The sequence below is a fragment of the Bradyrhizobium iriomotense genome (genome assembly GCF_018130765.1).
Classification (GTDB): Bacteria; Pseudomonadota; Alphaproteobacteria; order Rhizobiales; family Xanthobacteraceae; genus Bradyrhizobium; species Bradyrhizobium iriomotense_A.
On record NZ_JAFCJZ010000039.1, the window covers coordinates 13249 to 30193 of the forward strand.

General features: G+C 65.7%; 17 protein-coding genes and 1 tRNA gene. 8 read left to right on the plus strand and 10 right to left on the minus strand.

Annotation, left to right across the window (positions count from 1 at the left end; translation table 11 throughout):
• Positions 1-49: 49 nt before the first annotated feature.
• Entirely contained in the window at positions 50-940 is an 891-nt protein-coding gene (locus JQ635_RS37695; protein WP_211414825.1) for an N-formylglutamate amidohydrolase, read from the minus strand.
• 351 nt (positions 941-1291) lie between these two features.
• Here JQ635_RS37695 and cpdR point away from each other — a divergent pair, with 351 nt between their 5' ends.
• On the plus strand, positions 1292-1651 hold the full coding sequence (gene cpdR, locus JQ635_RS37700) for a cell cycle two-component system response regulator CpdR (protein ID WP_007597092.1): 360 nt from the start codon (positions 1292-1294) through the stop codon (positions 1649-1651).
• A gap of 75 nt (positions 1652-1726) precedes the next feature.
• Positions 1727-1801, plus strand: a tRNA-Val gene (locus tag JQ635_RS37705).
• Positions 1802-2040: 239 nt separating this feature from the next.
• On the opposite strand, the gene JQ635_RS37710 is transcribed toward JQ635_RS37705, so the two are convergent.
• Complete coding sequence (locus JQ635_RS37710; protein WP_211414826.1) at positions 2041-3336, minus strand: heme-binding protein; 1296 nt, start codon at positions 3334-3336, stop codon at positions 2041-2043.
• A gap of 338 nt (positions 3337-3674) precedes the next feature.
• Here JQ635_RS37710 and JQ635_RS37715 point away from each other — a divergent pair, with 338 nt between their 5' ends.
• Positions 3675-4148, plus strand: coding sequence for an L-2-amino-thiazoline-4-carboxylic acid hydrolase (locus JQ635_RS37715; RefSeq protein WP_211414827.1), 474 nt, complete (start codon positions 3675-3677; stop codon positions 4146-4148).
• On the plus strand, positions 4145-4402 hold the full coding sequence (locus JQ635_RS37720) for a hypothetical protein (protein ID WP_246584029.1): 258 nt from the start codon (positions 4145-4147) through the stop codon (positions 4400-4402). Before JQ635_RS37715 ends, JQ635_RS37720 begins: the two co-directional genes overlap by 4 nt.
• Before the next feature lie 133 nt (positions 4403-4535).
• Here the strand turns inward: JQ635_RS37720 and JQ635_RS37725 are convergent, their stop codons facing one another.
• From JQ635_RS37725 to JQ635_RS37735, 3 genes are all read right to left on the minus strand, one after another.
• Positions 4536-5003, minus strand: a complete 468-nt coding sequence (locus tag JQ635_RS37725) for an NUDIX hydrolase (protein ID WP_211414828.1) — start codon at positions 5001-5003, stop codon at positions 4536-4538.
• A gap of 113 nt (positions 5004-5116) precedes the next feature.
• Positions 5117-5701 carry a UbiX family flavin prenyltransferase gene (locus tag JQ635_RS37730; protein WP_211414829.1) on the minus strand — a complete coding sequence of 195 codons (585 nt, stop codon included), beginning with the start codon at positions 5699-5701 and terminating at the stop codon, positions 5117-5119.
• Positions 5698-7284 (minus strand): UbiD family decarboxylase, encoded by a 1587-nt coding sequence (locus JQ635_RS37735; RefSeq protein ID WP_246584030.1) that lies wholly within the window; start codon positions 7282-7284, stop codon positions 5698-5700. The genes JQ635_RS37730 and JQ635_RS37735 overlap by 4 nt, the downstream gene beginning before the upstream one ends.
• Here JQ635_RS37735 and ubiT point away from each other — a divergent pair.
• From ubiT to ubiV, 3 genes are read left to right on the plus strand one after another with little or no spacing between them, the layout of a single operon-like run.
• Positions 7284-7868 carry a ubiquinone anaerobic biosynthesis accessory factor UbiT gene (gene ubiT / locus JQ635_RS37740; RefSeq protein WP_246584031.1) on the plus strand — a complete coding sequence of 195 codons (585 nt, stop codon included), beginning with the start codon at positions 7284-7286 and terminating at the stop codon, positions 7866-7868. The two genes, JQ635_RS37735 and ubiT, sit on opposite strands and share 1 nt — an antisense overlap.
• Positions 7868-8845, plus strand: a complete 978-nt coding sequence (gene ubiU / locus JQ635_RS37745) for a ubiquinone anaerobic biosynthesis protein UbiU (RefSeq protein ID WP_211414831.1) — start codon at positions 7868-7870, stop codon at positions 8843-8845. The genes ubiT and ubiU overlap by 1 nt, the downstream gene beginning before the upstream one ends.
• A 32-nt stretch (positions 8846-8877) precedes the next feature.
• Positions 8878-9768 carry a ubiquinone anaerobic biosynthesis protein UbiV gene (ubiV, locus tag JQ635_RS37750; RefSeq protein ID WP_211414832.1) on the plus strand — a complete coding sequence of 297 codons (891 nt, stop codon included), beginning with the start codon at positions 8878-8880 and terminating at the stop codon, positions 9766-9768.
• A gap of 5 nt (positions 9769-9773) precedes the next feature.
• On the opposite strand, the gene JQ635_RS37755 is transcribed toward ubiV, so the two are convergent.
• Complete coding sequence (locus JQ635_RS37755; protein WP_211414833.1) at positions 9774-10865, minus strand: enolase C-terminal domain-like protein; 1092 nt, start codon at positions 10863-10865, stop codon at positions 9774-9776.
• Positions 10866-11056: 191 nt separating this feature from the next.
• Here JQ635_RS37755 and JQ635_RS37760 point away from each other — a divergent pair, with 191 nt between their 5' ends.
• Positions 11057-12619, plus strand: coding sequence for an adenylate/guanylate cyclase domain-containing protein (locus tag JQ635_RS37760; protein WP_211414834.1), 1563 nt, complete (start codon positions 11057-11059; stop codon positions 12617-12619).
• 262 nt (positions 12620-12881) lie between these two features.
• Here the strand turns inward: JQ635_RS37760 and JQ635_RS37765 are convergent, their stop codons facing one another.
• The 4 genes from JQ635_RS37765 to JQ635_RS37780 form a co-directional block, all read right to left on the minus strand.
• Positions 12882-14108, minus strand: a complete 1227-nt coding sequence (locus tag JQ635_RS37765) for an ABC transporter substrate-binding protein (RefSeq protein WP_211414853.1) — start codon at positions 14106-14108, stop codon at positions 12882-12884.
• Positions 14109-14756: 648 nt separating this feature from the next.
• On the minus strand, positions 14757-15686 hold the full coding sequence (locus JQ635_RS37770) for an alpha/beta hydrolase (RefSeq protein ID WP_211414854.1): 930 nt from the start codon (positions 15684-15686) through the stop codon (positions 14757-14759).
• A 125-nt stretch (positions 15687-15811) separates the two neighbouring features.
• On the minus strand, positions 15812-16306 hold the full coding sequence (locus tag JQ635_RS37775) for a hypothetical protein (protein WP_211414835.1): 495 nt from the start codon (positions 16304-16306) through the stop codon (positions 15812-15814).
• 17 nt (positions 16307-16323) lie between these two features.
• Positions 16324-16746 carry a DUF3606 domain-containing protein gene (locus tag JQ635_RS37780; protein ID WP_211414836.1) on the minus strand — a complete coding sequence of 141 codons (423 nt, stop codon included), beginning with the start codon at positions 16744-16746 and terminating at the stop codon, positions 16324-16326.
• Between the last annotated feature and the right edge of the window lie 199 nt (positions 16747-16945).

The following is a 16945-nucleotide window of genomic DNA, read 5'->3' on the forward strand; positions in this document are numbered from 1 at the left end:
CGTTCGCGCCCGATACGCGCGCCGAGCGCGCGAGGAAAAAAGCTGTCGACTATTCCGCTGCGGCCTGGAACGGGCCGAGATCGCCGAACGGGATCGTGGTGGCCAGCATGTCGGCGAGCACGGCGAAGTCGGAGGCGACCTGCGTAAAGCGCGGGCTGCGCTCGCGCCGCCGCTCGTCCATGTAGATCGCGCGATTGAGCTCGAGCTGGACCGCGTGCAGGCCGCTCGCCGGGTTGCCGTAATGCTCGGTGATGAAGCCACCGGCATAGGGCTTGTTGCGGCCGATCGAATAGCCGAGCCCGGTCATAGTCTCCTCGACCCGGTCGGGCAGCAGCGGCGTGCAGCTGGTGCCGTAGCGGTCGCCGATCACGACGTCGGGCCGGCGCGGCTCGTCCCTGCTGACGCCGACCGAGGGCATCGAATGGCAGTCGACCAGCACCACGGTGCCGAACATCTGGTGCACCTTGTTGATCAGCCGGCGCAGCGCGCGATGATAAGGCTTGTAGAGCGTCTCGATCCGCCCCAGCGCGTCGTCGACCAGGATGCGGTCGCGATAGATCTCCTGGCCGTCGCCGACCACGCGCGGAATGGTGCCGAGGCCGCCGGCGACCCGCATCGAGCGGGTATTGGCAAAGCTCGGCAGGCGGCCGCTGAACATGCGGGGGTCGAGCTCATAGGGCTCGCGATTGACGTCGACATAGGAGCGCGGAAAGTTGACCCGCACGGTCGGAAAGCCGCGCGCGCTCAAATGGCCGATCAGCTCGTCCATGAAGGAATCTTCGGACCGCCGCAGCGTCGGCAGGTCGATCCTGGAGGCGGCGAGGAATTCGTCCGGATAGGTCGAGCCGGAATGGGGCGAGTTGAAGATGACAGGCGCGCGCCATTCGGCGGGCTCGAAGATCTCGAACGCTGGCGACATCTCGCCGTCAAACCGGGTCATCTTCTCAGGCTTCGTCCCTTACTCAGGCTTCGCCCCCTTTGGCGCCGCACGATCCTGCATGGCCCCGGATCGAATGATTCGGCCGGTCGAGCGGTTCTTATGTGTCGTCATTGTCCGGAATCGCAACCATTCTGCCAAGCGAAAAGATGTGATGGACGCTGGAACATGTCTTAACCCTGCGGGCATCGGGGTGGGGACCGGCTGGTCCGGCTCGATTGATTCGGAGCCCGTTCGGGTTCACAAGGAGCCGACAGCGCGAGCTGTCAGGGTAAAGATTTTCACCCCAAATTTACCCTCTGTCGGTCTAACTGACCTCTGCTGATATCCTCTGGGGATTCGACGTTTCCTGCCATGCCAAAGATCCTCCTCGCCGAAGACGACAACGACATGCGCCGTTTCCTGGTCAAGGCGCTGGAAAACGCCGGTTTTCAGGTCTCGTCCCACGACAACGGCATGGCCGCCTATCAGCGGCTGCGGGAAGAGCCGTTCGAGATGCTGCTGACCGACATCGTGATGCCGGAAATGGACGGCATCGAGCTCGCCCGCCGGGCCTCGGAACTCGACCCCGACATCAAGATCATGTTCATCACCGGCTTCGCCGCGGTGGCCCTGAACTCGGATTCGGACGCCCCCAAGAACGCCAAGGTGCTGTCCAAGCCCGTGCATCTGCGCGAATTGGTCAGCGAAGTGAACAAGATGCTGGCGGCCTAAATCGGCCCCGTTCCGTCCTTGCACAGGGTCCCCTGAGCCGTTATAGGGACCCCACCCGACGCAAGTGGACTATTAGGGCGCGTAGCTCAGCGGGAGAGCACTACCTTGACATGGTAGGGGTCACAGGTTCGATCCCTGTCGCGCCCACCATCCTTCGCTCGCGAAGCGAGAGAAGGATGCCACGCCGAAGCCCAAAGGGCGCAGGCGGGCCTGCCGCCGCAAGCTTCGGCTCGGCAAGCCATCAACCCATCTCAATGCGAAGCGTGTCCGCCATCTCGCGCCCGCTTCATCTCCGCGACCTCCGAGCGCAGCCCGCACCTCCTGACGAGATGCGGGTGAATTGTTTGCGGCATCGGCTGCAGACGAGATGTCGCGCGGTCTTCGCCTGCTCACGTCAGCGGCAACAGATGGTCCGGGATCGGCACTGGCGCGGCCGGCACGAGCGATGCGACGGAAACGTGCGGCCAGGTCAGGCCGGCGAAATCGAGCATGACTTTCTGCGAGTATTGGATCTGCGCCGTCGCCACCTTCACATGGCCGCCCTTGAAGCCCTTGTTGGGGACGAACGGGATCGCAGCGACGAAGCTTGGAACCAGCGGCACGTTGCTCTTCTGGCGCGGCTGCAGGATCACAGGCGGCGTTCCGGGCGGCAGGGCCGGCACGTCGATGTCGTAAACGACCGTCTCGATCCAGAACACCGCGTCCATCTGGAAGGCATTGGCGTTCGCGCCGTTGCCGCCGGGCGGCGGAACGGGCAAGCCCTGAAGGAACGCGATGTTCGAGGCGCCGCCGGCGAAGTTCGGCGCCTGCGGATGAGTTCCCGGCGAGGGGACGGCCGGCAAGGGTCCGCCGGAGAGCGGCGAGCCGGGCTTGGTCGACGTCTCGATGATGATGGTCTGCGTGATGGTCTGATGTGCGATCTGGTTGCGCAGCACCGTGTTCGGATCGGTGATCATGGCCTGGGTGAGCTTGCCGGAGGCCATCAGCGCGGTCAGATCCTGAGGCAGCCTGCGTGTCGTCTTGTTGGTCGCAGTCTGATTCTGGAACGGGATCTTGGTGTTCGTGCCCCCGAGGAACGGGGTGATGTCGATCGCCGCGATGGTCGGCTTGCCGGCGACCGGAGGCAGTGCCGTGCCTTGCGCAACGATCGTGGTGCCGTGCGGGATCGACGCCATGCGCGCAACGGTGAACGGTTCCTGCGGATGTGTGGTGGCCGGCACCGCCAGCCAGATGCCGGGTTCGAAGTGAATGCCCACGGGTGTTCCCGTGGTGATGTCGTTGATGGTCTGGAGATAGGGCACACCGTTCAGGAACGCATCCGCCTGCTGTAGCGAGCCGCGATTGGGGATCGAGCCGAGAGTGTTCGAGAACGACATCGTCTCGTCGGTGAGGTTCAATTCCAGCACGTTGTCGTCCGGGTCGGTGGTGTTGATCGGTCCCGGCATCGGCGTCGGCGTGACCTTGCTGTCGGGCCGGAAGATCGTGTTGAACCCTTGCCCGGTGAACGTGCCCGTGAAGGCCGACAGCGGACCGAGGATGGGCGGCAGGGTGATCGGCTGAGCCGCGGCTGCGGCGGCATCCGCCGCGGGCGGCTGCTCGGCAGCCCTGAACACGTTGTCGACCTGGTGGATGGAAAAGTTCGCAGTCTTGGAGAATGCGCTGGTGAGCGGCTTGGGATTGTCCATGGGGTCCTCGTCATGCTGCAACTGTCGATGCCGGCGTTGCCCCGGGCCAGCCTTCCGGGCAGGCGATCGAGTCGTCATCGCGTTCGGCGTTCCGCATGTTGCAGGGCATGATCTGTCATTCACGCGCGCTCCTGCGCGCGTGCTCCCCGTATCGAGCGGCCTCACGTCGTTGACTTGGCGGCAGGTTGAACGGGCCGGCGTGAATCGAGCGTGATTTTCAACTTGCGGTTCGGGCGATATGCTATCGCTCCTCGCGGCATGGGCGCATGGACGGACCATTGCCTCCCCCCACGCCGTGTCCGAGAATGAGACCATCGATCGAATTGCAGGCGCCGCCCATGAGCGTATCCGTCATCGAGCAAGCAAAGATCCAGGCGCAGGTGCTGGTGCCGCTGGTCAAGGCGCTCCAGGCCGAACTCGGCGAGGCCCGTGCCAACGCGCTGGTGCGCAAGTCGCTCGGCGATCTCTATCGCCGCTTCGGCGAGGAATTCTGGAAAGCCAAGAACGAGAGCGATCTCGGCAAGGCCGTCTCGTCGGCGTTCAGGACCTATGCCCGCGACGATGCGCTCGCCTATGACGTGATCGAACAGACCCACGATGCATTCGCATTCGACGTGACGCGCTGCGCCTATGCCGAGTTCTATAAGGCACTCGGCGAGCCCGAGCTCGGCTTCGTGCTGGTCTGCACCGCGGACTTTGCGACCGCGGAGGGTTTTGGTCCCGACGTCAAGCTCACGCGCACGCAGACCATCATGCAGGGCGCGTCTCATTGCGATTTCCGCTACCGGCGCGACGCGGGCGGATCACGATGAAGGGAATGCAGATGCGGGCGAGCTGTCTTGCCACGGCGATGCTGGCGCTGATGGCGTCACGCGCCGACGCCGCGATCATCGACTGGCAGGCCGAACTCCAGCGCTGCCGCAGCTTGCGCGAAAACGTGGCGCCGCTGCTTCAGGCCGGCGAGGGCATATCCGCCGTCGGCCGCTCCAACAGATCCGTCCGCCGCTGCATCTGGATCCAGCGCATGGCGGTGCGGAAGAAAATCCCCGGCGCGGAGGTGTGGTAGCGTTGGCCGGGCGGCGCTGTTGCCTCACACTCCGTCATTGCGAGCGTAGCGAAGCAATCCAGACTGCTACCCGCGGAAAGATTCTGGATTGCTTCGCTGCGCTCGCAATGACGATGGGGAGGCCGCGACGTGTTCAAGTCGTCGTGTCCCTGCTCCCGAGCAGCAAGTCCTTCAGCCCGGTCGGATAGAGGCGCGGACCGCCGTCCACGTCGAGATGGGCGAGGTCGAACCAGCGGGCGACGATCTCTTCGCCGTTGTCCTCACGAAAATCGATGCGGTCCTTGCCGTTGAAGGCGCCGTCCGGAAACGCGACCTCGGCAATGAACATCACCTCGTGGCCGGTCGATCCCTCGTGCGAGAAGATGTTCTCCATCATCAACGGCTCGCCCTTGATCGCGACGTCAATGCCGAGCTCTTCGTTGAATTCCCGCACCAGAGCGGCCCGCCAGCTCTCGCCGAATTCGATCTCGCCGCCGAGCGGACGCACGCCCCTGAGCCGCCCCGCATCGTCGCGGACCTCGGCTGCCAGCAGCCGCCCGTCCCGCCAATGCAGGCCGATCGCGACAACGCGGATGTGGGGATGAGGGCGCCAGGTGGTCATGGGGCATCGATAATGCCTGTCGCGCGTGCACGCAACGGTGGACGCCTTTGTCGGCTGGCGCCGGAACAGCCCATTCGGGACGATCGGACTTCAGCGCAGCCGCGCGCCGACGCCTATCCGTCGCCGGACCATGTCTGCGCCGGCGCCACAATGTCCGGCAGGTTCAGCAGGTTGATTGCACGGCAGGCGATCTGGTCGACGATCTCGTCGAGCGATCGTGGCTTCAGATAGAAGGCGGGCAGCGGTGGCGCGATGATCGCGCCGATCTCGGTTGCCTGCGCCATCGCGCGGAGATGCCCGAGATGCAGCGGGCTCTCGCGCACCAGCAGCACCAGGCGCCGGCGTTCCTTGAGCTGGACGTCGGCGGCGCGCACCAGAAGATTGTCGAGTTGTCCGAAGGCGATGGCCGACAGCGTGCGGATCGAGCAGGGTGCCACGATCATGCCGTTGACCGGGAACGAGCCGCTGGCGATGCTGGCGCCGATGTTCGACGGCGCATGGTCGCGGAAGGCGAGGGCGCGCAGCCGGGGCAGCGCCTCGGTGCCGACCTCCTCGGTCAACGTCCGCTCGGCCGCGGGCGAGATCACCAGATGCACCGCACAGCGCGGATTTTCCGCCAGCCGTTCGACGATGCGCAGCCCGATGGCTGCGCCCGAAGCGCCGCTGATGCCGACGATCACGCCATGCCGCGTGCTCATGCGGGCTCGCGCAGCTGCAGCCCGCCGATCCCGCCGAGGCCAAGCGCAGGCCACATTGCATCGACCCTGGCGATCACGGCGGGATCCATCGTCAGGGGCTCGCCCCACGCCCGCTCCGTCTCGGGCGGGATCTTCGTGGTGGCGTCGATCCCGAGCTTGCCGCCGAGGCCGGATTTCGGCGAGGCGAAGTCGAGATAGTCGATCGGCGTGTCCGAGAGCGTGACGAGGTCGCGCGCGCTGTCGCTCCGCGTCGCGACCGCCCACATCACCGAGCGCCAGTCGCGAATGTCGATGTCGTCGTCGACCACGATCAACAGCTTGGTGTAGCTGAGCTGCGGCAGCATCGACCACAGGCCCAGCATCAGCCGTCGCGCCTGGCCCGGATAGCGCTTCCGGATCGCCGCGACGGCGACGCGGTAGGAGCAGGTCTCGGGCGGCAGCCAGCAGTCGGTCACCTCGGGGAATTGCTGCCTGATCAGCGGCACGAACAATTGATTCAAGGCCTCGCCGATCCGCGACGGCTCGTCCGGCGCGCGACCGGTGAAGGTCGAGAGATAGACCGGCTGTTGCCGCGATGTGATCGCGGTGACGCGCAACACCGGAAATTCCTCGACCGAATTGTAGTAGCCGGTGTGATCGCCATAGGGGCCTTCGGCGGCCGTCTCGGTCGCCGAGACAAAGCCCTCGATGACGATCTCGGCGCTGGCCGGCACCTCGAGCGGCACGGTGAGGCAGGGCGTCAACTCGGGCCGCTCGCCGCGCAGGATGCCGGCGAAGCGCAACTCGGAGATCGTCTCGGGCAGCGGCAGCACCGCGGCGAGGATGGTCGCGGGGTCGGCGCCGATGACGATCGCGACCGGCATGTCGCGCCCCTGCGCTTTCCATTGGTGGTGATGCCGGGCGCCACCGCGATGGGCGAGCCAGCGGATGATGGCGCGGTCGCGGCCGAGAACCTGCATGCGGTAGACGCCGACATTCTCCTCCTGGTCCGCGGTCCGGGATTCCGGCGGCGTGGTGATCACCAGCGGCCAGGTGATCAATGGGGCGGGCTCGCCCGGCCAGCAGATCTGCGCCGGCAGCTTGGTCAGGTCGATATCCTCGCCCATGGCGGCGCGATCCTGCACCGGGGCGGCTGCGCGTGAGCGCGGCCGCGTTGCAAGTGCTGCACGCGCCAGCGGCAGCTTGCGCCAGGCATCGCGAACGCCGTGCGGAGGCCGCGGCGCGCGCAATTCGGCCATCATCGTGCCGAGTTCCTCGAGCCCGTCAGGCGTGATGCCCATGCCCCACGCGGTGCGCTCCACCGTGCCGAACAGATTGGTCAGCAGCGGCATGCCGGATCGAAGGCCGTCGGCCCTCACCGGATGATCGAACAATAATGCAGGGCCGTTCTCGCCGATGACGCGCCTGTGGATCTCCGTGATCTCGTGCACCACGGAGACCGGCTCGCGAATACGTCGCAATTGTCCCTTGCCGTCGAGGAAGCGCAGGAAGTCGGATAGATCGCGAAAGCGGGGCACGTCACGTTGCAAGCAGGCAGTCTCCCGAAAGAGGCGGAAGCTAGCCGGAGCGATTTCGATCCTCATTGTTCCTGCTCAAATACATTCGCGCGCAATCGGCTCAGATGTGTCCCATGAGTCATTCCTCCGCCACCTCGTCCGGCCCGTTGCCGACAATTCCGCCGCTTCTCGCGCTCGCGCTGCGTCCCTTGCCCCTGCTGCCGCTGCAACTCGTCCTCGGTGGATTCCTGGAACGGATCCTGAGGCACAATCCTGGCCTGCTCGACCGGCTGGGGGAGCATCGCCGCGCGCGATTCGGGATCAAGCCGGCCGACCTGCCGTTCGCGTTCATCGTCGAGGCCGCGCCACCGCGACTTCAGGTGGTGCGCGAATTGCCGCCTGGCCTCGACGCCTGCGTCTCCGCCTCGCTCGCGAACCTGCTGGCCCTGGTCGAGGGCAGGGTGGATGGCGACGCGCTGATGTTCTCGCGGCAGCTTGGAATCGAAGGCGATATGGAGGCGGTGCTGGCCTTGCGCAATGCGATCGACGATGCGCGGCTCGATCTCGCCGCGGAGCTGGCTTCCGTGTTCGGTCCGTTGGGCGAGCCGGCGAGGCGCTCCTTCGAGCTCGCGCGGGACAGGCTGATCGGTGCGTCCCGGGAGCAGCGGTGATGGAGCTGATCTGTCCCGCCGGCACGCCGGCCGCGTTGAGGAGCGCCATCGAGGCAGGCGCGGACGCTGTCTATTGCGGCTTCAACGACGAGACCAACGCGCGCAATTTTCCGGGGTTGAACTTCAGCCGCGACGAGCTGCGCAAGGGGATCGCCCTCGCCCACGGCCGCGGCAAGCGCATCCTGGTCGCCATCAATACCTTTCCACGCGCCGCGTCCGTTGCGCTCTGGCGGCGCGCCGTGGACGATGCCGTCGCTGCCGGTGCGGATGCGCTGATCGTCGCCGACATCGGGCTGATGGACTATGTCGCGAGGCAGCATCCGGACCAGCGCCTGCATGTGTCGGTGCAGGCTGCGGCGGCGAACCCCGATGCGATCGCCTTCTATGTCGAGACGTTCGGGGCGCGCCGGGTCGTGCTGCCGCGCGTGCTTAGAGTTTCGGAGATCGCCGAGATCACCCGCGAGACCACATGCGAGACCGAAGTGTTCGTGTTCGGCGGCCTCTGCGTGATGGCCGAAGGCCGCTGCTCGCTGTCGTCCTATGCCACCGGAAAATCACCGAACATGCAGGGCGTCTGCTCGCCGGCGAGCCACGTGGCCTATGAGGAGACTGCGAAAGGAACGACGTCCCGGCTCGGCGGCTTCACCATCAACCGCTTCGCCCCGCGAGAGGCCGCGGGCTATCCGACCCTTTGCAAGGGCCGCTTCTCGACCGCGCTTGGCGACGGCTACATCTTCGAGGATCCCGTCAGTCTCGATGCCACGACGTTGCTGAAGGGATTGCAGGCTGCCGGCGTCGCCGCGCTGAAGATCGAGGGGCGCCAGCGCGGACGCGCCTATATCGAAAGCGTGGTCCGTCATTTCCGACGCGCGCTCGATACGCTCGAGGATGGCAGCGAAGCCGACATCGCGAGCCTGAAACCGTTCACCGAAGGCCAGTCCTCCACGCTCGGCGCCTATCGCAAGACGTGGCGATGAACGGCGGCTTACCATGAATGAAGGAAATCCCGATGCAGCTTAGTCTCGGTCCGGTCCTGTACAATTGGGCGCCGGAACGCTGGCGCGATTTCTATTTCCGGGTCGCCGACGAGGCGCCGGTCGACGTCGTGTCCGTCGGCGAGATCGTGTGCTCGAAGCGGTCACCGTTCTTCGCGGAGCATCTGCCCGAGGTGATCGAGCGCCTCCAGCGCTCCGGCAAGCAGGTCCTGCTGGGTTCGCTGATCCTGGTGTCGCTGCGGCGCGAGCGGCGCCAGACGGAGGAGCTCTGCGCAATTGACGGCGCGATGGTCGAGGTCAATGACCTGACCTGCCTCAAATCGATCGAAGGGCGGCCGCATGCCATCGGGCCCTTCGTCAACATCTACAACGAGGCCAGCGCGGCCTTTCACGTCCGGCAGGGCGCGGCGCGCATCTGCCTGCCGCCCGAACTGCCGGTCTCGTCGGCGGCGGTGATCGCCGCGGCGCTTCCGGAAGCCGTGATCGAGATGTTCGCGTTCGGCCGCGTGCCGCTGGCGATCTCCGCCCGATGCTACCACGCGCGGCTGCACAAGCTCTCCAAGGACAATTGCCGCTTCGTCTGCGAAAAAGACCCGGACGGGCTCGCGCTGAAGACGCTGGACCGGCAGGACTTCCTGACCATCAATGGCGTCCAGACCCTGTCGCATGCCTGCACCAATCTCATTGGCGACATCGAAAACCTGCGCGAGGCCGGGATCGGCTCGCTGCGCCTGTCGCCGCAGGATTGCGACATGGTCGAGGTGGCGAAAGCCTTCCGCGACATGCTCGACGGGCGCCGGGACGCAGAAGATGCAGGCGGCCGCCTGTCCGAGCTTTATCCGGGCGTCGCTTTCGCCAATGGCTTCCTTCGCGGCCAGCCGGGCTTTTCCCTGGCGCGGGCGTAGCCGGCTCAGCTCACCAGATATCTCTTCACCGCCGTCTCGTCCCACGCGATCCCGTTGCCCGGCTCCTCGCTCGGCAGCGCAAAGCCGTCCTTGATCGTCAGCCGGCTCGCCAGCACCGCATCGGCCCAGTCGACATATTCCAGCCAGTGCGCGGTCGGCGTCACGCAGAGCAGATGCGCGCTGACTTCCGAGAACAGGTGCGTCGACATCTCGATGCCGGCGGCATGCGCCAGCGACGCGGCACGCAGCCAGCCGGTGACGCCGCCGATGCGCTGCACGTCGGGCATCACGTAGTCACAGGCTTCTGCCGACAGCGCGGACTGCATCGCGAACGCGCTGTCAAAATTCTCGCCGATCTGGACCGGCGTCCGCAGCGCATCCGCGATGCGGGCACAGCCGGCGTAATCGTCGTGGCGGATCGGCTCCTCGATCCAGCAGAGGCCCTCGTCGTCGAGCATCTCGCCGCGGCGGATCGCTTCGGTGACCGTGAGCGCCTGGTTGTAGTCGCACATCAGCGTCACCTCGTCGCCGACGGCCTTGCGCACCGCGCGCACCACGGCGAGGTCCTCCCGCGCATCGGGACGGCCGACGCGGATCTTGGCGGCGTGGAAACCCTCGGCCAGCAGCTTGTGCGCTTCTTCCACCGCGGCGCCAACAGGCATGATGCCGAGCCCCTTCGAATTGTAGGCCCTCACCGGCTTCGGCGCGCCGCCGAGCAGGCGCGCCAGCGGCAGCCCCTTGCTGCGCGCCAATGCATCCCACGCCGCCATGTCGATGCCGGATTGCGCCAGCCGCTGCAGGCCGGCGAGGCCCAGCAGGGTGAAGCGCTGGGTCAGCTTGCGCTCGATCTCGAACGGCAGCAGCTCGTCGCCGGCGACGAGCTCCGACATTTCGCTGACCATCGCCGTCAGCGGCTTCAAGGCCGATGGCGTGATCGCGAACAGATAGGCATGCCCCACCGCCCCCTGGTCGGTCTCGCAGTCGATCAGCACCAGCGGCGCCTTGGCGACCACCCCGGTCGAGGTCTTGAGCGGCAGATTCATCGGCACGATCACGGGGCGCGCGACAAAGCGCTTGATGCGGATGGTCTCGGTCATGTCCAGGCTCCCGGCGGAGTGAATGCAGGTTCGTGCCGATCTTAAACATTCGTCATGAAACGGAAAGGCGCCTGGCGCGACCACCATAAAATGGGGTTGCGCGGGCCTGCTTTTATTGGCTCTGTGCCGCCGCAGGCTGTGCCGCAAATCCGCGTGATCTGCGACAAGCCCGGACACAACGGAGCCACAGGGTGAAACAACAGATCTCCGAAGAACAGCGCAAGAGCGGAGTCCTGACCGGTGCCGCGATCGCTTTCCTCCTGCTCGCTTTGCCGCTTGCGGTGTGGTTGGACCTGACCGAGCTCTCCAAGACCGCGCTGCGCCGGCAGGCCGCCGATCTCAATTCGGTGATCACGAGCGTGCGCAGCTACTACGCGACCAATGTGGTCGGGCGGGTGCTCGCCAACCCCAATGGCACGACCAGGGTCGTTCACAATTACGAATCCGTCCCCGGTGCGATCCCGATCCCGGCGACGCTGTCGCTCGAGCTCGGCCGGGTGATCGGCGCGCAGCAGGAAAACATCACCTATCGCTTCGTCTCGGATTTCCCGTTCCAGAACCGCGCCCCGCACCAGCTCGACAAGTTCGAGAAAGATGCGCTCGACGCGCTGCGCAGGGACCCCGAGCAGAAGATCGTGGAGACCGAGACCTCGCTGTTCAACGACAAGGTCCGGCTGGTCGCGCCCGTCACCATGGGGCCGGCCTGCGTCAGCTGCCACAACAGCCACCCCGAGAGCCCGAAGAAGGACTGGAAGGTCGGGGATATCAGGGGCATCCAGGAGGTGATCATCGCCCAGCCGATCGCTGCCAACATCTTCTCGTTCAAGTTCCTGCTGGCCTATTTCCTGATCGCGGCCGGCAGCGGCCTGTCGTTCCTGTCGCTGCAGCGCCGCCAGGCGCGCCGCATCAAGACCATGAACAAGGAGCTCGAATCCGCGAACGACTTCCTGGCCTCGCTGTCGATGAAGATCTCGCGCTACATCCCGCCGCAGGTCTACAAGAGCATCTTCTCCGGCCAGAAGGACGTCACCATCCACACCGAGCGCAAGAAGCTCACCATCTTCTTCTCCGACATCCAGAATTTCACCGCGACCGCGGAGCGGCTCCAGCCGGAGCAGCTGACGCAGCTGCTCAACGAATATTTCACCGAGATGTCGGCGATCGCCCTCGAACATGGCGGCACCATCGACAAGTTCATCGGCGATGCCATGCTGATCTTCTTCGGCGACCCCGAGACCAGGGGCGACCGCGCGGACGCAGAGGCCTGTCTGCAGATGGCCTGGCGCATGCAGCAGCGCCTTGCCGAACTCAATGCGAAATGGCGGGCGTCCGGCATCGAGCAGCCGTTCCGCTCGCGCATGGGCATCAATTCCGGCTATTGCAATGTCGGCAATTTCGGCAGCACCGACCGCATGGACTACACCATCATCGGTGCCGAAGCGAACCTCGCCGCGCGCCTGCAATCCATCGCCGAGCCCGGCGGCATCGTGCTGAGCTACGAGACCTTCGCCCTCGTCAGCGACATCGTCCGTGCCCACGCGCTGCCCGCGATCACCATGAAGGGCATCAGCCGCGAGGTCATTCCCTATTCGGTCGACGCGCTGAACGATGCCGCGGCAGAAAAGAGCGGGATCATCACCGAGCGTGCCCCGGGGCTGGAACTCTATCTCGACCCGGCCGTGGTGAAATCCGGCGACGCCGCCCGGGTGCGCTCGCTGCTGGAGAATGCGCTGGCCTCGCTGAAGCCGGCGTGAGGGTTCGGCCTTACGTCGTCGCGTTCCGATCGAGAGAGTCCCCGTGTGGTACCCCTCTCCCTAACCCTCCCCCGCAAGGGGGAGGGAACATACTTTCTTCGCGGCGAATGACTCCATTCACTAGCGCAGCCTCAATGAGGGCACAGCGTGGCCACGCGCTCCGCTGCGCTCCCTCCCCCCTTGCGGGGGAGGGCGGGGGAGAGGGGTGGCCCAGGAAAAGGTGTCGGTAATCGGCACAGGCAACTGCGCTGCGTGAGTCCGCTCACCGCGCCGCACCCTCCGTAAACGCCGTCTCGATCACCTCACCGAACGGCTGCCACGAACGGCCGTCGAACTGGACCAGCCGCATCTGCCTGATCGGCAGATAGCGCTCCGGCGAGGTGTTCATCCTGATATTGGGCAAGGCGACCGACGGCTGATAATCCCTGAGCGAGGCCGCCTGGCGCATGATGTTTTCGCGCGAGACGTCGTCGCCGCATTGCTTCAGCACCTGCGTCAGCGCCTCGGCCGCGGCATAGCCGTAGACCGCCGCGCTGCTGTTGGTGCTTTCGACCTGATGGTACCTGTCCATGAACGTGAACCACTCCTTCATGGCAGGATCGTCTTTCCAGGCGGGATCGCTCGGATCCTTCAGGAAGGCAGCCGAGATCACGCCGGCCGAATTCTCCAGGCCCGCCGGCGCCATCGCATTGGCGATCGTGGCCGAGGCATCGTTCACGATGACGACCGGGCGCCATTTGAGCGACGCCGCCAGCTTGATGACCTTGGACGCGGTCGACGGAACGCCGAGAAAGACGAAGATGTCGGCGCCGGCGCGCTTGAGGATCGAGACGTGACCTTCGAGATGCTCGTCGTTGATGTCGAAGGCGATGTCGACGAGGACATGACGGTTCAGGTCGCCGAGGCCTTCCTGGATGCCCTTGTAGAGCTGGCGCCCGAACTGGTCGTTCTGCCAGAGCACGACGATCTTCTTCCTGGGATAATAGGCCTGGATGTAGTTGGCGTAGATGCGCCCCTCCGACCGGAACGACGGCTGCCAGCCCATGGTCCAGGGAAACGCCCTGGCCTGACTCAGCTCCTCGTCGCCGGAGGCGACGAACAGCTGCGGGACCTTCTTCTCGTTCAGGTACCAGCGCGTGGCGAGATTGCCGGGCGTGCCGAACGAGCCGAACATCACATGTACGTCGTCCTTCTCGACCAGATTGCGCGTCAGCTCCAGCGCGCTTGCCGGATCTGAATTGTCGTCGCGGGTGATGAAGCGGATCCTGCGGCCGTTGATGCCGCCACGCGCGTTGACCATGTCGAAATAGGCGGCCTCCGCCTGGCCGATCGCGCCGAACTCAGACAGCGGTCCCGAATACGGCATGACATTGCCGATCCGGATTTCCTTGTCGCTCGGCTGTTGCTCGGAGTGTTGTTGCTGCGACATCGCGCCGAGCGATGCGACGGCAATCACGGACACGAACAGCATCCTGCCGATGACGCGCATGTTCGAACCCTTGTCGTTGGCCCCCAACGAGGTCGGCTCAATCCGCACCAAGGCCGCTTGATCTAGGTCAACCGTTTGGCGATCGTATGGCTGGATCGCTTGCTTCAATGCGACGCAGCCGAAAGCGGCAGGCGTGCTGACGCGCCGCGACGGCGACGCGTCGATTTTCTGATCGAGAGAGTCCCCGTGTGGCACCCCTCTCCCTAGCCCTCCCCCGCAAGGAGGGAGGGAACGCACCTGTGTGTGTGGTTGGAGCGGGGGCCACAAGCCGCATTGAGTGTTCGGAGTTTTGAAACGAGCTGTCGTCGTGGGGCACACTGCGCTCCCTCCCCCCTTGCGGGCAGGGCTATCGCATATGGCGTGCGCGATGCTGCGGCATCGGCACTGGGCTCCCTCTCCCGCTTGCGGGGGAGGGCTGGGGTGGGGGTGTCTCCGCGTCGGGATTGTCGAGGATTGCGGAGGATATCCCTGCGTGGCGAGAGCCCTCACCCGCCGCGCTCTGCGAGCGCGGCGGCCTCTCCCGCAAGCGGGAGAGGCGGAGCAAGCCCGCGGACAATCCTCGTGAAATCCATATGCGATTGCCCCGCCCTTGCGGGGGAGGGCGGGGGAGAGGGGTAGCCTAGCAAAAGGTGTGGCTCGAGCGCAGCGCTACGGCAGCCCGCGCGCCTCGAGCTGGTGCACCAGCAGCAGCGTCGGTTCGGCGAGGCTGTTGCCGGAGCCGTCGAGGCCGAACGCGGCGGCGATGCCGTCGCGGCTGCGCAACAGTGCGCTGCGCGGACAGTGGCCGGCGCCGCAGAGCGTTTTCTTCAGCGTCTCGCCCTGGGCCACGAGGCCGGCGGAATCGTCCGCGGCCCAGGCCAGCACGATGGGGACGTCGACATTGAGGATGCCGGGAAACACCGATCGCTTGTCGTATTGGGTGGCATCCGTGCCGAGATAGGCTTTCTCGCTGTCGCTGGCGTCCTTGCCGACGCGGTAGATGCCGGACACCAGCACGACCCCGGCGACATCGGCGCGGTCGGTCTGGAGCTCCGGATGCGCCAGCAGCGTGGCGACGTGGAAGGCGCCGGCGCCGTAGCCGACCGCGACGATCTCGCGGGCATCGCCGTTGAACAGGTCGATATTGCCGTGGATCCAGGACAGCGCCGCCGCCACGTCGGTCGCCCCCATCGGCCAGGTCGCCGACGGCGCCAGGCGATAGTTGACGCGGACCCCGATCATGTCGTTGCGCGCGGCAAAGCACATCGCCTGGTCCTGGATCTGGCGCGCCAGCTCCGGCGCGCCGCGGTCGCCGGTGAAGGTATCGCCGGTCACGAACAACAGCACCGGCCGCGGCGTGTCGGCCTTGGTCGCGCTGGTGGCGACATCGAGCACCTGGGCCTCGCTCTCGCCGTAACGCAGGCCGCGCGAGAAGGTGACTTGCTCGCAGAGCCGCGCGGTGCCGCCCGCCGTCGTGTCGGAATCGGTGAGGCCTGCCGGGACAAGATCGGACGGCGCCGTCAACCGAGCCGGCAGCGGGCCATGCGCGGATGCGGCAGTCACGGTCAAAAGCAGGAAAAATGCGAGGTAATTCTTCATCATGGTGCCGGCCTTGCGCGCCCGATATTGGCTCGCTCCCTGGGCCTGTCTTTTCAATTCGCCTTATTAGTTGGCTCGCCTTGAGGCGATTTCACGGCACCTGCGGCTCGTGCGCCGGCCTAGCATCAATTCCCCGGCTGGAACGTGCAGTCCGCCCCGCTGCCGTCCTTCCGCCTGATCGCGTTGGGATCGATCGTGCAACTCAGCTTGGAGAGGCTCTCGAAGTTCGAGCCCGCCGCGCCGTCGGGCGGCACGCCCGCCAGCGCTTCGGTGGCGAAGATCTCGTTGGCGGTGGAGCCGTTCACGGTCTTCACCTTCTTGCCGAAGGTCACCTCGCAATTGCGAATGGTGATGTCGACATTGCCGGTGCGGCAGACGATCCGGTCGGCGGTTACCACGATGGCCTTCTTGTAGGGAATGTCGGCATTGGCGGCGAACAGCATCGCCACCGCCTTTCTCTCGGCGGAGGTCAGGTCCGGTGACAGCGGCGCGATCACCCCCGCAAGCGCCAGCGCGGTCGCGCCCGAGACCTTTGCGGGCGTGGCGGCGGACGCACCGGGGAGGTGGGATGCTCCGGCAAAGGCGAGCGCGCAAGCGAGGATCGCTGGACCGGATCTCATCCCTCTCTCCCGGATCTTCAGGCGGCCTTCTTCCGCTTGACGGTCTTCTTCGCGGTCTTCTTGACGGCTTTCTTCACGGTCTTCCTGGCCTTCTTCGCGGCCTTCTGGGCCGCGAGGTAGGCCTCGACCTTCCTGGAGGAATGTCCGGCGGCGGCCACCGCGGCCTTCAGCTTGGCCGGGGTGATCTTGAACTTCTTCGACCAGTAGCGGACCTCATAGGCCTCGCCGAGCGCGATGCGGCTCTTGTCGGCGGCGCGGTGCTTCTGGAGCTTGATGTAGTCCTCGACCTTCTTGGCGGAGTGGCCGACCTTCTTGACGGCGTATTTCAGCTTGGCCGGGGTCACCTTGAACTTCTTCGACCAGTAGCCGACTTCGTATTTCTCGGTGAGCGCGATCAGGGCGCGATCGGCGCCGCCCCGCTTTGCCTTGTTGTCGGCCATGCTTCCCTCCTGCCGTGGATGGCATCCAGTCTAGCATGCAACCGGATTTGGAAGGCAAGACGCCACCCGCCCGACGATTGCGCGAAGCCGCCGTTTTGCACCGATGAGTCAAGCTGTTGGGCGGCGTCAGCTGGCGTCATGCCCGAGCAGGCGCTCTACTGTGCATGGGGTTGTTTTCGCAGTTTTTGTTTGCTCGCAT